At 57.5% G+C, this 13,707-nt stretch carries 12 protein-coding genes and 4 pseudogenes; 9 read left to right on the top strand and 7 right to left on the bottom strand.

The annotated features are described in order from the left end of the window. The first annotated feature begins 60 nt into the window (after positions 1–60). The 6 genes and pseudogenes from F2982_RS29090 (at position 61) to F2982_RS29065 (ending at position 5,321) form a co-directional block, all read left to right on the top strand. Positions 61–417 (top strand): transposase, encoded by a 357-nt coding sequence (locus tag F2982_RS29090; RefSeq protein WP_246777743.1) that lies wholly within the window; start codon positions 61–63, stop codon positions 415–417. A 348-nt stretch (positions 418–765) separates the two neighbouring features. Continuing rightward, complete coding sequence (locus F2982_RS29085) at positions 766–2,139, top strand: ISNCY family transposase (protein ID WP_203428885.1); 1,374 nt, start codon at positions 766–768, stop codon at positions 2,137–2,139. Positions 2,140–2,385: 246 nt separating this feature from the next. Beyond that, positions 2,386–3,396 (top strand): IS30 family transposase, encoded by a 1,011-nt coding sequence (locus tag F2982_RS29080; protein ID WP_148194840.1) that lies wholly within the window; start codon positions 2,386–2,388, stop codon positions 3,394–3,396. A gap of 195 nt (positions 3,397–3,591) precedes the next feature. After that, a pseudogene (locus F2982_RS29075) lies at positions 3,592–3,747 on the top strand (helix-turn-helix domain-containing protein); the annotation flags it as partial. A 417-nt stretch (positions 3,748–4,164) separates the two neighbouring features. Beyond that, complete coding sequence (locus tag F2982_RS29070; RefSeq protein ID WP_025555477.1) at positions 4,165–4,506, top strand: hypothetical protein; 342 nt, start codon at positions 4,165–4,167, stop codon at positions 4,504–4,506. Continuing rightward, positions 4,506–5,321: a nucleotidyl transferase AbiEii/AbiGii toxin family protein gene (locus F2982_RS29065; protein WP_112712689.1), complete on the top strand. Its 816-nt coding sequence runs from the start codon at positions 4,506–4,508 to the stop codon at positions 5,319–5,321. The genes F2982_RS29070 and F2982_RS29065 overlap by 1 nt, the downstream gene beginning before the upstream one ends. A gap of 964 nt (positions 5,322–6,285) precedes the next feature. Here F2982_RS29065 and F2982_RS31825 read toward each other — a convergent pair. Next, positions 6,286–6,411 (bottom strand): annotated as a pseudogene (locus tag F2982_RS31825) (DUF2252 family protein); the annotation flags it as partial. A gap of 68 nt (positions 6,412–6,479) precedes the next feature. Further along, positions 6,480–7,346, bottom strand: coding sequence for a transglutaminase family protein (locus tag F2982_RS29060; RefSeq protein WP_148194842.1), 867 nt, complete (start codon positions 7,344–7,346; stop codon positions 6,480–6,482). Between the two features lie 450 nt (positions 7,347–7,796). Between F2982_RS29060 and F2982_RS29055 the strand changes: the two genes are divergently transcribed. Beyond that, positions 7,797–8,318, top strand: coding sequence for a GNAT family N-acetyltransferase (locus tag F2982_RS29055; RefSeq protein WP_203431555.1), 522 nt, complete (start codon positions 7,797–7,799; stop codon positions 8,316–8,318). Between the two features lie 120 nt (positions 8,319–8,438). Here the strand turns inward: F2982_RS29055 and F2982_RS31820 are convergent, their stop codons facing one another. The 4 genes from F2982_RS31820 to F2982_RS32130 all read right to left on the bottom strand — a co-directional run bounded on the left by F2982_RS31820 (position 8,439) and on the right by F2982_RS32130 (position 10,268). After that, positions 8,439–8,885: a hypothetical protein gene (locus F2982_RS31820; RefSeq protein WP_246777742.1), complete on the bottom strand. Its 447-nt coding sequence runs from the start codon at positions 8,883–8,885 to the stop codon at positions 8,439–8,441. Positions 8,886–9,122: 237 nt separating this feature from the next. Next, entirely contained in the window at positions 9,123–9,617 is a 495-nt protein-coding gene (locus F2982_RS29045; protein WP_203431554.1) for a GNAT family N-acetyltransferase, read from the bottom strand. Positions 9,618–9,635: 18 nt separating this feature from the next. After that, positions 9,636–10,085, bottom strand: a complete 450-nt coding sequence (locus F2982_RS31815; protein ID WP_246777741.1) for a hypothetical protein — start codon at positions 10,083–10,085, stop codon at positions 9,636–9,638. Positions 10,086–10,145: 60 nt separating this feature from the next. Then, a complete protein-coding gene (locus F2982_RS32130) occupies positions 10,146–10,268 on the bottom strand; it encodes a hypothetical protein (protein WP_281438232.1) in 123 nt (40 codons plus the stop codon). 307 nt (positions 10,269–10,575) lie between these two features. Between F2982_RS32130 and F2982_RS31810 the strand changes: the two are divergent. Further along, positions 10,576–10,796 (top strand): annotated as a pseudogene (locus tag F2982_RS31810) (GFA family protein); the annotation flags it as partial. A gap of 66 nt (positions 10,797–10,862) precedes the next feature. Here F2982_RS31810 and F2982_RS29035 read toward each other — a convergent pair. After that, positions 10,863–11,006 (bottom strand): annotated as a pseudogene (locus F2982_RS29035) (ATP-binding protein); the annotation flags it as partial. Positions 11,007–11,982: 976 nt separating this feature from the next. On the opposite strand from F2982_RS29035, the gene F2982_RS29030 reads away from it, so the two are divergent. After that, entirely contained in the window at positions 11,983–13,527 is a 1,545-nt protein-coding gene (locus F2982_RS29030; protein WP_203431553.1) for a Fic family protein, read from the top strand. Positions 13,528–13,707: the final 180 nt, after the last annotated feature.

The following is a 13,707-nucleotide window of genomic DNA, read 5'->3' as shown; positions in this document are numbered from 1 at the left end:
GAAAAGGCTAATCAGAGCGGGCTCGCCAGAACGCCATCGGCACGTGTCATCGCTCGGCTCATGACCACCGCGCGCGATGACCTTGCAAAGTCCGAAGCGATCCTCGTCGCGGCGATCGAAGTGAACGTCCCGGACCTTGTGGTTGCCCGCACGGTCATCGGGGACTTCCAGTCCATGATCCGCTCGAAGACTGCGCGTAAGCTGGACGAATGGCTGGAAGCTGCCAGGAGCAGCTTGGTCGGATCGTTTGCCGCGGGCATTGGAAAGGACCTCGATGCCGTCAGAAATGCAATTATCTCACCTTGGTCGAACGGCCAAACAGAAGGTCAGATCACACGCTTGATGCTCATCAAGCGCCAGATGTACGGAAGAGCAAAACTCGATCTGCTGCAGGCGCGGTTGATAGGCGCGTCGTAGGGGCTGCACATCAGCAAAAGTGCGTCAGAGCCAACTCTCAGCGCAAATCGACAGCGGCGGGGTATCTGTAAGGGTGCGGGATCGTCATGTCGGTCTCCTGATGTCTTCAGGAGTTTTTGGGAGCCGCCTGCAAGAAAGAAGCGCTGGTTCGGTTCGAAGAGGTCGACAGGTGCCGTTTTTGAGCTAGGGCTTATATCCTATAAGTGTAGCGCGTCCTTGAGCCGTACATAAAGTTCCATAAGATAGATTATGCGATACATCCTTGTAGCCACAAAGTTAGAATGTCCTGTTTCTGCAAAGTTGGAATGTCACACTCCCCGGGTCTGAAGGATGCGTGGGAGATTGCAGATGGGATTGATAGCGATGAGCGAGCGCGATCTGCAGCGGATTGAGATTTTATCGAAGGTGGCCGCTGGCCGGATGACGACGGTGTCAGCGGCGCATGTGCTTGACCTGAGCGAGCGCCAGGTGCGCCGACTTCTGGAACGGATACGGATTGGCGGCGCGGCATCGATCCGCCACAAGGCGATTGGCCGGCCATCGAACAACCGGATCAGCGACGGCGTTCGGGACTATGCGATGACGCTGGTTCGCGAACGTTATGCGGATTTCGGCCCGACGTTGGCGACGGAGAAGTTGGCTGAGCGCGATGGCTTGCGGGTGTCACGCGAGACGGTGCGCGGTTGGATGTCCGAGGCCGGACTGTGGCTGTCGCGCAAGCAGCGCCGGACGTTTCACCAGCCGCGGCTTCGACGCGAGGCTTATGGCGAGTTGGTGCAGATCGACGGATCGGAGCATCGCTGGTTCGAGGATCGCGGGCCGCCTTGCTCGCTGCTGGTGTTTGTCGACGATGCGACCGGCAGGCTGATGCAGCTGCGTTTCGTGCGCTCGGAAAGTGCCTTCACCTACTTCGAGGCGCTGGAACTCTATCTCCACCGTCACGGCGCGCCGATTGCCTTTTATTCGGACAAGCATTCGGTGTTCCGGGTGGCGAAGAAGGATGCCAAAGGTGGCCAGGGCATGACCCAGTTCGGGCGTGCACTTTGCGAGTTAAACATCGAGATTCTATGCGCAAATTCGAGCCAGGCCAAGGGTCGTGTCGAACGCATGAACCGGACGCTGCAGGACCGCCTGGTCAAGGAGCTCAGGCTTTGCGGCATCGACAGCATGGAGGCCGGCAACGCGTTTTTGCCGGACTTCATGGAGGACTACAATGCGCGTTTTGCGGTTACCCCTGCCCGGTCTGATGATCTGCATCGGCCGCTGAATCTGGCGCCAGATCGGTTGACGGAGATCCTGTGCAAACGCGAGCAGCGCTATGTTGGATCGCAGCTGACGTTTTCGTTCGAGCGCCAGCGGATCATGCTGGAGGAGACCGATGTGACGCGTGGGCTGGTGGGGCGCTATGTCGAGACCTATGCCTATGCCGACGGTCGTCTGGATGTGCGGTGGAAAGGCTACTCCCTGCCCTACACGGTGTTCGACAAGGACCAGCGGGTGACGCATGCCGCGATCACCGAGAACAAGCGGTTGGGTGATGTTCTGGCCTATATCAAGGAGCGCCAGGAGCAGCAGGACAAGCCGAAGGTGAAGAGCAGCAGTGACAAGAATGGCTACGTCAAACGGGCTCGCGGACCTGGCCGGCGGAAGGATTTCATGAACGATCCGGCAGTGATCGCACGGCGCCAGAAAGCATTGTCGCGACAGCAGGCTGCGGAGTGAGGCGTGTCAAAGCTAAAGCCGAAGAGGTGTATTTACCACCCGCCCCGATCTGATCTTGCAACCGGGATCAGCCGCTCAGATCGGGGCTGACCGTTGTGCCGTGTGATGACCACGCGGACATTTCTACCTTGCAAACCGCCGGACATTCCAACTCTCCCGCCACAATCCTTTGTAGCGGGGTGGGTTCAAGGATGAAGTGCGACTTGCGAATGATGCCAATGGGTTGTCACTCGCAAGGAATATGCAATGAACCGTATCTACTCCCATCTCGACTTGGATGAACGACGCAAGATCGCCCGCTGGCGGATGGCTGGGCTTGGCATTGGGATTATAGCTGAGAAGCTTGGCCGACATCGTTCGACAATCTTTCGGGAGATCAAGCGCAACATGTTCGTCGACAAGGTCGTACCGGATCTCAACGGCTACTACTGTGTGACGGCGCATGACATGGCTTGCGAACGGCGTGCAAAACTGCGGAAGCTGGTACGCTTCTCGCATGTCCGGCAGTCCGTCATTGACAGGATCATGCACGGCTGGTCGCCGCAACAGATTGCCGGCCGGATGCGCCTGGAGCGGCATCCGATCTCGGTCAGCCACGAAACGATCTACAAGTTCGCATACTCGTCTGATGGCCAAGCGATCAAGCTGTGGCGACACCTGCCGGAGCATCGGGCTCGGCGGCGACCGCGGCATGCAAGACGCAAGCATGGCCAACGGTTTAGTCCGGAACTCAACATCCTACGCCGCCCGAATGTCGTGGCCGATCGCAAGCAGTTTGGGCATTGGGAATGCGATCTCATTCAGTTCCGAAAGAAGTTTGGAAAGGCCAACGTAACGTCACTCGTTGAACGGGTCAGCCGCTTTGCGATCTTTCTGCGCAACAATGATCGGCAGTCTCGACCGGTCATGAACGGCCTTGTGCAGGCGCTGCAGGCCCTGCCCCACCTCGCCCGTCGTTCCATCACCTTTAACCGTGGCACGGAGTTTACCGACTGGCCTTACCTCCAAGCGAGCATCGGCACCCAGACCTGGTTCTGCGACCCGCAATCGCCATGGCAAAAAGGAACCGTCGAAAACACCAACGGCCGAGTACGGAAATGGCTTTCGAGAGAGGTCGATCCCTTGTCGGTAACCGACGCAGATCTGATCGACATCTGCAATCGGCTCAACAGCACGCCGCGAAAGTGCCTTGGCTTTCAAACGCCAGCCGAGGTCTTCCGTAAAAAACTGCTCGCGCAGATCAGGCACGCCGGATAACTTGAACCGCCCGCAAGTCGCAGCTCAGCATGAATTCACAGGGCTATTTAGTAATGCGACAGTTGGGCCAGTTAGAGATGCGACAGTCTCGCCTCTCGACGCGCTGGTCAAAGCCAACGTTGGGAGAAAGGATGACGATCCTCAGCCTGGTCGAGACCATGAGCGGTCGGAGTCGTCACGTCCTGTTTGATCACTATGTCGCAGAAAGAGTTGCATCGCCTTGAACTTATCCAGAAGATCCGTGACGAACGCCTGAGCGTCGTCCAGGCTGCCGAACGGCTCGACCTCAGTCGAAGCCAGGTCAATCGGCTGCTGCAGGCCTATTACCGGGATGGTCCGGCCGGTATGGTCGAAATATGGCTATACCTCTGCTTGGCGGCCCTAGGCTATTGCTATCCCACGAACCGTTATCGTCTGCCAAGCAAGCCGATTCCAAGGGCAGTTGGACATGGCGAAGCTATTGGCCAATGCGATTCGCAGCAACACCGTCAACAAATTGAAAGGGAATTTCTACGACATGGATTATCACAGAATTAGGCAGCAACTGCCACCTGTCTCTGTGGCGGTAGACTCTCGGATCAGCGTGTATTCGTATGATTCAGAACGTCACAGACCATGCCGGCGCGGCACCTAGGAGTCGATGGGTTTTGTTGTGATAGATTCAGGTTGGTGAACTCGGACTGATAATTTGCGCTTTTCACCACAAACATAGATACTTGATGAGTATCCGGGATACGCCTATATTGTCCGCATATAGGAGTTGTAACCATGTCTGCAAAAGAACGCATCAAGAAGTACCGGGAGACTGGAGGAGCGTCTGATCTCGTGAGGGTGGAGGTTCTCGTTCCCAAAGCACGTAGAGATGAGATCGTGAGTGCAGCGGCTGAATTGCGCTCTGCGCATCGGGATGAAAAGAGTCGTCTTGCGGAATTTATCAGGATTGCGACCGAGAGGTACGGGCTAAGAGTTTTCGATAACATCGACATCGAAAAGCTGAATGATTTACCGCAGAAGGTGCGAGTTGTCGCCAATGCCCTTATGGAGCGCGGCGATGCGAGGGCTTATGCGATGGGACGAAGAATGGTCGTTCAGCTAGGAGACGGGCGCTGATGGCACTAACGCTGATCCAGAAAGAAATCATGGCCTCCATCGCCGGAAACAGGTCTGACACCAGTTACGTTGCTGGCGGCTTGGTTTTGAACATGGATTGGCCACGGATGTCCGATGACATTGACATCTTTCATGATACCGACGAGGAAATTGGTGTCTCGGCGGATACTGATATCGCGAAATTAGAGGCTGACGGTTTCAAAGTATCGATTGAAGTCAACGTTTACGGTTGCGTTGAGGCAAGTGTAATTCGCGACGGAGAACGCACCCTTGTTCAATGGATGAGCGAGACCCGGACACGCTTCTTCCCACTGGTCAGGGATGATGAGTGGGGATCGCGCCTACACCCGTCCGATCTTGCAGTGAACAAGGTGATTGCCGCGTCTACGCGGACGAAGGCTCGGGACTATGTCGATCTGCTGATGATCGAAAACCACATGTGCCCGTTGGGGCCAGTAATTATGGCCGCAGCAGGTAAGCCTCCCTACTTCTCGCCACTGCGTATCGTTGATGAGATTCGTCGTAAAGCGTTGTCCGTCACGAATGAGGACTACACGACGGTTCGCGGCCTACCTTCTGATTGGACTGCCGCAATGATCCGCGACGAGCTTATTATTGCTCTTGATCACGCAGAGAACTACCTGCGCAATGCGCCCCCAGAACTCGTAGGGATTTTGGCCATAGACATTTCCGGCGTTCCGTTGGAGGTCTATGACCTTAGCGCCCCTGGGGTCGGGTATCGAAAAGCGACTTCCGAGCCTGAAGTGATACCAGATTTGCCTGAAGCGGGCAGTCGCTGGGGGGATCTAGCCTAACCTAGCGCACGAGTGGGCAGGGTGTTCTCCTCAGAAGCATGCCGCGAACGAGTGGTGACAGCGCGGCGACATTGACGTCACCCTGCAGTTTGATTTCCGGAAGCATCGTGCAGCTTTGATCCCTACCCGCTCAATTCAGATAAAAGCGAGTATCAGCCGGCGACTGAACAATTGCTATTGAGAAAGCTAAAGCCGAAGAGGTGTTCTTTCACCCGCCCCCGCTCCGCCCTTTCAACCCGGCCCAGCCGGTCGGATCGGGGGCTGATCATCGGTGCCAGTGTCGCGTTTCTAACTGGCCGACAGCGTCGCAGCCCTATTCAGCTTTAACATCGGATGGACGTTGGTACATTCTATTTCCAAGTGCGACATGCCAATGATTTCAAGGGTTTCACTTTGGAGATTTCGCCATGTCCCGATGCTATGCGGCCCGGCCAGCAAAGATGTATTCTTTAATTGCCGTCTTTTTCGAAGGGTGGGCGATTTTCACGCCAAGTGTGTCCCGCCGTCTTTACTCTGGAATATCGGCGACAGATGCGCCCTCCCCATCCTCCACAGTGCCTCCCGCAGGCGTCCCAATCGCGTCAGCGGCGACAGTCCTCTTCAGCCTGGCTTCACTAGATCTTTCCTGAGGGTCGCTTGTTGACCCCATCGCTTTACGCAGGCCGGTAGCGGCCTCGTCGGCGAGCTTGGCGCGTCGCACGTCTGCACCGTCCGCGGTCCTGCTGTCGTCTGTCGCCGGAGATTTTTGTTCGGTCATCTTGGAATCCGTTCATAGCTTCCGATTAAGTGTCCGGACCTAACCCTGGGAACTACCGTCTGTTCCAACCGCGCACCTTCCGCTTATTGATCCACGACATTGCGAAGCCTAGAAAAGCGGAACTGACGCGTTCCAGAGCCACGATGGTGCTTCGAACGAGGCGTCTCTGCTCCTGCCAAGTTCCGTAAGCTCGACGCGATCGGCACGGTGAATCCATTCATAGAAGCGCTTTGTGCTGCCACGAACGTACGCGTGTGCCGATGCGGCCATCTTGGTGTTTTTATGAGCGAGGAGGAGGCGTAAGCGATCTGAAGGAAGGACAGTCGTTTTCATCGTGGCCTTAATTGTTGAGAGCACCGTGTTAGGAGAGGGTTTGACAAGATCGCCAACCTTGTGATGCGTCAATTCGCTCCTGCGTTCGGCGCGGGCTCTTCGGTCGAAATAGCGTCCGTCGTCCGTCCCGGAAGTTCGGGCGTGCCGTCCGCATGCTCGATAGTGATCACGACTGGTCCCGCCTCCATCTCACCGAACGGAGACGCGAACGCGATCTCGGCCGCGTCTCGGCCGACGCCGATACGAACAAGACCATCGAGATTTGCCTGCCGAGTAGCGTCGAAAAGCCACCACCGGCCGCCAAGGTAAGCCTCGAAGACGGCATGGAAGTCCCGTGGCTCGAGTCCGTAGGCGTAGCAGGATACATACCGCGCGGGGATGTTGAGCGCGCGGCAGAATGCAGTGCCGATATGAGAGAAGTCGCGACAGACACCGGCCCGCTTGATGAGACTCTCCGTCGCGGTCGTCTGTTCGTTCGAGGCGCCGCGCTGATAGTCGATATTGTCGTAGATCCAGTTGCATATCGCGGTCACCCGCCGATGCCCCATGGGCTGTTCGCCAAACTCCCTTTGGGCGAATGCCGCAAGCCTATCGGAAGGGACGAAGCGTGAGGGCAACAGGAAAGGCATGATATCGAGCGGGATAGCATTCAATGGCACTTCGTCTATGGTGTTCGGGTCCGCACGAAAGACGTCCAGCGAGATGTCGGCTTTATACCGTACGTTGAGCGGGCCAGGCTGCGCCTCGATACTGAAATATCGATTGCGGATGTCCGGAACGACGTGAATCCGCCGCTCATGATCGGGGGTGATCACCAGGCGTTCCACCAGATCGTGGTGGCGCACGAGCCTGGCGACTTCCAAGTTAAAGATGAAGACCGTTGGCGACTTCACCTCATAGGAAAGGTCGCAGCCAAGCGTATAGCGTACGGTCATAGGGATCCGATCGATAAGAGGTGTTGGTACAGCTTGAAAGGCTACAACCGGTAACTCAGAAATGGCTGAAGTTGTTCCTTCGCCTCGCCGCTCTGCGGGCCTGTGATACTGGGAGAGCGGTCATCCTCAGCACAATCTCGGAAGGTAGCTGAACGGGCGGCGTCTGCATCGACATCTGCTATATTTCTGGCACCCTTGTCGCGCCATTTCAGCGCATGCACGAATTCATCGTACAGCATATGGTTCGGGCGATCCCGACTTTGAGGATGTAGTTCGCAACATCGCGAGCATCGGCGAAGAAGCGGTCGATGACATCGTTCCGACCGGGCTTTGCCGCGGACTCGATGCCTGTTAGCCTGGCGTGAGGCACCGGATTTCGCAGACTGGTTCGGCATGTCCTGGGCCGAAGGCATTCGTCCGGCCTGACCTCGGACGTCTGAGGAGGGCATCATGCCTGATCGCAACGGTATCATTTTCCGAGAGAGCTCGGAAGCTGACGACCACATCGTCGGAGAACTTCTCGTCCGGTTATTCGACTACCAGAATTCCCGCCTTATGCCCGACGTCGTGACGACCGAAGATCGTCGGCGAGATCTGCGAAACCAGCAGGCCAAGCGATCAGTAGCAACCGTTCTGGTCGGGTTGATTGACAAAATGATTGTGGGGACCGTAACTCTGTACCCGCCGGGCGCGGACGGCAACGAAGCATGGCGGCGCGACGCCGTCGACCTCAGATATCTTGCAATCCATCAAAGGTTCATTGGCCAGGGTCTGTCAGCGGCGTTTCTTGACGAAGTTCGTCGGCGGGCAGTTGCCGCTGACGCCCCGGCTATATGTCTCCACATCAGGCGTGGCGCCGCCGGACTCAGCCGTCTTTACCAGCGGCACGGCTTTGTGCGTGACCAGCGTGGCGACATAGACTTGCGTCCAGTCATCTTCCTTGAGGGCTACGTCTTAGAACTGAACCAGTAATTGGGCGAACGAAGTAAGGTCGCGCCCCAGGAATTGTCCGATTGGGCCCAAGCGGCCCAGGTCCAACCGCTACAAAGTGCTCTTCGGCGGTCAGCGGCTGCCGGTCTCGAATTCGTTCGACTAGGCTTTTCCCGGCCGCACCGTGTCCGAGACAGCGGGATCGTCTGCCGGATCGAACTCGACCTGGCAGGAATCCTTGATCGCCTGGCCAGCTTCCATGATCGCGACAACGATCTCGTCCGTCTTCCAACCCGCCCGGTTGGCAGAAGCCACGAGATCGTCCAATGCCAGGCGGACCGCCTTCCTTGCTTCCTTGAAGCGCTCGGCCTCAACTTCGGTCGACGGCGCCGGGAAATCGGATGCGGCCCCTGAACGCGGGCTGGATTCCAGTCCGGCTTTCTCGTTGGCAGCTCCGGTCGACACTGCCTCATTCTCCGGGTGTGAGACCGTCACATCGAGTTCCTCTGGAAGCTTCATCGCCTGTCGGACGTTCATCAGCCCGATCGGTACTTCTTCGCCAGTGCCTGTCACCACCTTCACCTCGACGATCTTCTTCTCATCGGTCATGGCCGTTCTCCTTGATCAGGAAAACCTTACTGGGCGTCTATCGGTTCCGCTCATCGGGGCGCTCTTAACCGAAGAATCCGTCTTCTCACGGTTCCTTGATGACGAGGCCGGTGTCGAATTCGCGGAGCGGGACCAGAGCGCCTACATGGTCCGTGTTTTAAACCTAGTGAAAACCGCAGGCGGCGACAGCTATATTGGCGCACGAGCGCACCGTCGGAACGGACAGCGCTGACCTCGTCATTTCGAGGAGAGCGTCATCTCGATCATGGTCGGCCTGAAGCCCGCCGCATCGAAAAGCGCCTGTCCGGCGACATTTCGGAAGGCTGTCGAGAGTATGACCTGCCCTGCTCCGAGGCGCCGCAGTTCCTCGACTGCGGCGAGCAGGAGCGCTCGCCCCGCGCCGCGTCTTCGACTGGCATGTTCCACGAAGATATCATGGATCACGCCTGCCGCCCCCCGGAGCGCCATGTAGTCCGGCCCCTCCAGTCCAGCGAACACGTAGCCGACGATCTGTCCCGCGGCCTCCGCGACCAGTACGAGCACGCCCTGCCGGTCTATCTGCCTCTTGAGGTAGTCGGCGTACATTGCAGGCGTCTTCTCGCCCGCCGATATGAAGCGCGAGGGATCCCAGTCGTGGTGGAGCGCAACGAGCTGCGCGCCGTAAGCGCCCAGAGTGTCGGCATCGGCCTTGGTCGCAGGTCTAACAATTACACCGATTTGGCTTGAAGTCATGTCGCGCCCATCACCCATTTAAAGCGAGTTCGAGTCATAGCCATGGAATTCTTCAAGGAATTTTCCCGCCTGCCTTTTGTCTGGTGAGGTGACGATGACGAAGCGGCGTCCGTCTCCCTGTCCATCCTGGTTCGCAAGATCGATCAGCCAGATCGTGTTCGCCGAGCCTTCGGTAATCTCGATAAGTCTCTCCATGACGGGATCTGCCTCGTCATCCACGCCGAAAGTCGTTTCGTAGGCTAAGGTCTCCTGTATCGGCGGCCCCTTGATCTGGTCCCGAAACCATTTCCATACATTGTCGAAGTCCACCGGGAACGGAGGAAAATCTGTGTTGACCTGTACAACGTCCCTAGCGAAGATGACCTCCCCATCGAAGAATGCGTGCATTCCCAGAAAGTAATCCGACAGCTCCATGTGGCTGGAGAGAGCGTCGCGCAGCGTCTTGAGGTTCGAGGCGGCCTGAAACATACGAGTGTCCTTGTGCTGGCGTTAAGCGGGTTCCACCACCGCGGAGGTGGAACCGACCACCTATTTCCGGGTGATGTCGTAAGATTTCGGATAGGAAGCCTCGTGACGGGACGGCAGCACGTTCGCAGCAACTACGGCAATCATGAGTACAACGATCGAGGTGACGACTAGCACGATCTTCATCACATTACTCCGCTTCACAAAGGAAACACCGCAGGGCTTTCGGGTTCCCACCGGCATTCTTGTGGGCGTTCATTTACCAGCAGTAGCGACCTTGGGGAGACGAACAGACCCCGGTCGTAGTTCTCACGCCCGGATCGACGGCTTCGATTTAGGTTCGATTTAAAGAGGTGGAGGCAAGCGCATGGACGCGGTTCAACCACCTACCGTAGGGCCGGTGATTGTCTCGGCAGCCCGGCGCCCCAGGAGTGGGATTTGCTACGTGAGCGGTACATTTCGAAATAATCGTGCCTCGCGTAGTCTACAAAGCGAGTTTGAGACGAAAGGTAAGACCCGCGAGTTTCGCGGACGATCTTTCTGCCCGAAGTGTGGATCGCGGCTGTTCTCGGCCGATGAGCAGGAGGCCGAGATCAAGCTCGGAATTTGTCTGAGGCGCCGACTCCGCTAAGGCCGGCATACGAACTCTGGGTGAAGCGCCGTGAAGACTGGCTCGCCCCTATCGACGGGGCTGAGCAGTTCGATCAAGATTGAACGGGACGGTCGTTCATCGCGCACCGGCAAACACTTCCTCCAGACATGACATGGAGGATTTGAACGTTAGAGTTTCGAACGCCCGGTCGGCATCTTGAAGGTAAAGCAGGTTCCAGTTTCATCCGAAAAAACGTCGATCGTGCCGCCGTGAGCCTTCGCAATTTCCAGCGCGATGTAGGGTCCGAGACCCAGCCCCTGCCCGCAGCGGGAGGCCGTGCCAGCTTCCACTCTGGCTGACGCGTCGAAAGTCATGGGCAACTTCGATGCCCTGGCGACTTGCCTTGACGATGCGTCGCCCGCCGGTCCGCCCTACGGCATCCAGCTTAATGCCGGCGGCGGGGCGTTCGGCAATGCCGCCCACTGGCGAGCGGTCAGCTGCTGATCGGCTCAACGGGAAACCCACCGTCGGCTGGACAGTTGCACGCCGGGCCGGGCATCACGATTACCAACAGCGCCGGCGGGATCACGATATCGGCAGCAGGCAGCGGTACCGGGTCCAATGTCGATTGGCTGAACCAATCCGCGCTCGTTAAGCCGGTGGCGTCGAATTTTACGTTAAGGACGTCATCGTTGGTTCCAGCGCGCGCTGCGCTGACGGCAACAAGCAGAGGGATGTTGCTGTCAACGACGGAGAATCCGGTGCCCGAGCCCAAAGACCGAAAAGCGTACGCCCTGCCGGCCTACCCTTCGTTTGAGCATCGATCGCCTGCTTGGCGATCGGCATGGTTCTCGGTACGGTCGTGAAGCCGTCATTGGGTTTTGCGATGCCAAAGGAAGGATCAGTCTTCCGTCTAACCTTTGAGCTGCCTTCTGCAGATACCTGATGTTTTTGCTATCGTGATCACCGGCTTTAGAAAGAGAGTTCTCGTGGTAAGCGCAGGACTTGGGATCTGCGATATGCGCCGTGGAGGTTGCCTTAGACCGGGTCGATAGATGATCGCGGCCCGCATGCGACGACACCGATCGGGGTTGCCGGCGTGTCAGGCCTCTAAGGCAGGGGCGCACTTGCGAAATGTGTTTTGGGTCAACCGTGGATCGAACGCACTGAAAGGCTGATATCATCAATGATCGAATCCCTACGTGAATGTATTTCACGAATTTGGCGAATGGTGATAAGGTTTCGCTGACGGTGAAGGTTTCTCGCAACGGGGCTTTTATCCGGTGATCCAATTTCACGAGACGACCTATGGGTGAATGGCCTGCGCAGGGCGTGATTGACTTTCACGGAAGAACCTTGCCAGAGCGAGGCGTGCCAGCAGGATATGCTGCGATAATAGCGGCATTTAACCTAGTCGTACCCCCGCCGTCGCGGATGGCCGCGATCGCGGAGCGGCATCACCCCGGATCGACCGCCGCGTGGCTCATGCTCACGCCTCGCCATCGTCCGGAGCCGACCCTCGTCTCTCATCTTGTCTTTGCCTTCAAATATGAAGGAACAGACCTTCAGGTACTGGCCGCACTTTTTCGAGCAGTCCACCCTGATGCAATCGAGGCGATTATCCGGATGACGCCAACCGGCGCCTTTGCACGACGGATCTGGTTTCTGTACGAATGGCTGACGGGCAACCAGCTCGATATTCCAGATCCCGGCAAAGTGCGAATGGTCCCAGTTCTCAACGCGGATCAGCAGTATGGTCTCGCGGAGGGCGATCCCTCGCCTCGGCACAAGGTCTTGAACAACCTTCCCGGTACTCCAGATTTCTGTCCGCTCGTTCGAAAGACAGAGACTCTTGCCGCGTTCTCGCAGAAAGCACTTGGCGCGCGGGCGCGCGAAGCAATGGGCCGGATCCGTCCCGATCTGATAGCGCGTGCCGCAGCATTCATCCTGCTCAACGATTCAAAGTCTTCGTTTGCTATTGAAGGTGAGAGGCCGTCAGGGCAAAGAGCGGCGCGTTGGGGGCAGGCCATTTCGCAGGCGGGCGTGAGAGCGCTCAGTGTCGAGGAGCTCGATCGTCTTCAGCGGATCGTCATCGGCGATGCTCGTTTCGTGCGTCTCGGGCTCCGAGATGAGGGCGGTTTCGTCGGGGTTCATGACCGTGACACTATCATGCCCATTCCCGATCATATCAGCGCCAGACATCAGGACCTCGAAAGCTTGATCGGCGGTCTCATCGCATATTCCGATCGCGCGGCACGAGGAGCGATGGATCCGGTCGTGGCTGCAGCTTGCCTGGCGTTTGGCTTCGTCTACATCCACCCGTATGTCGATGGGAACGGCCGCCTTCATCGCTGGCTGATTCATCATGCTCTCGCGACAGCATCCTATAGCCCGCCTGGTTTCGTGTTTCCCGTCAGCGCGGCAATCCTGCGAAACATAGACCAGTATAGGGCTGTGCTGGAATCCCGGTCTGCGCCTTTGTTGCCTTTCATCGAATGGCGACCCACTGCTGCTGGCAACGTTGAAGTGCTGAACGACACCGCTTCGTTCTACCGGTATTTCGACGCGACAGAGCATGCCGCCTTCCTTTACGGCTGCGTAGAACAGACCGTGGAACATGATTTGCCCCAGGAGGTCCGTTTCCTCCAAGCCTTTGATCTTTTCGCGGCCGGTGTTCAGCAGGTCGTCGACATGCCTATGGCCCAAGCCGAGTTGCTGCACAAATTTCTTGACCAGAATGGGGGTCGCTTGTCGCAGAGGGCCCGCACAAAGGAATTCGCTGCACTCAACGATACGGAGGTCGAGCAGATCGAGGCGCTTTACGCCGGCTCATTCGATCAACCTGCCCCATGATGGCTCAAATGCATGGAGCCAGCTGGCGACCCAATCAAGCGATCTGGGCTCTTTCCATCGATGCGCAGATTTTCGCACACTATCGCCATCAGATTCGGTATTGCCATCGCTCTTTGCGCTAGCGGTAGCATCGTCGCTCGAGCTTGCATCCCCGCCATCATCGACAGCATGCTTAGTTCT

The organism is Rhizobium sp. BG4, assembly GCF_016864575.1.
GTDB lineage: Bacteria > Pseudomonadota > Alphaproteobacteria > Rhizobiales > Rhizobiaceae > Rhizobium.
The sequence above is the reverse complement of the archived record's forward strand: the minus strand, read 5'-3'. Positions and strand labels throughout refer to the sequence as shown.

Bases quoted from the DNA above. Each gene is read 5' to 3' on its own strand.
- F2982_RS29085 (WP_203428885.1), top strand. From the start codon at position 766: ATGGGATTGATAGCGATGAGCGAGCGCGATCTGCAGCGGATTGAGATT.
- F2982_RS29045 (WP_203431554.1), bottom strand. From the start codon at position 9,617: ATGACTTCAAGCCAAATCGGTGTAATTGTTAGACCTGCGACCAAGGCC.
- F2982_RS29090 (WP_246777743.1), top strand. From the start codon at position 61: ATGACCACCGCGCGCGATGACCTTGCAAAGTCCGAAGCGATCCTCGTC.
- F2982_RS29060 (WP_148194842.1), bottom strand. From the start codon at position 7,346: ATGACCGTACGCTATACGCTTGGCTGCGACCTTTCCTATGAGGTGAAG.
- F2982_RS32130 (WP_281438232.1), bottom strand. From the start codon at position 10,268: ATGAAGATCGTGCTAGTCGTCACCTCGATCGTTGTACTCATGATTGCC.
- F2982_RS29065 (WP_112712689.1), top strand. From the start codon at position 4,506: ATGGCACTAACGCTGATCCAGAAAGAAATCATGGCCTCCATCGCCGGA.
- F2982_RS29030 (WP_203431553.1), top strand. From the start codon at position 11,983: ATGGGTGAATGGCCTGCGCAGGGCGTGATTGACTTTCACGGAAGAACC.
- F2982_RS29055 (WP_203431555.1), top strand. From the start codon at position 7,797: ATGCCTGATCGCAACGGTATCATTTTCCGAGAGAGCTCGGAAGCTGAC.
- F2982_RS31820 (WP_246777742.1), bottom strand. From the start codon at position 8,885: ATGACCGATGAGAAGAAGATCGTCGAGGTGAAGGTGGTGACAGGCACT.
- F2982_RS29070 (WP_025555477.1), top strand. From the start codon at position 4,165: ATGTCTGCAAAAGAACGCATCAAGAAGTACCGGGAGACTGGAGGAGCG.
- F2982_RS29080 (WP_148194840.1), top strand. From the start codon at position 2,386: ATGAACCGTATCTACTCCCATCTCGACTTGGATGAACGACGCAAGATC.
- F2982_RS31815 (WP_246777741.1), bottom strand. From the start codon at position 10,085: ATGTTTCAGGCCGCCTCGAACCTCAAGACGCTGCGCGACGCTCTCTCC.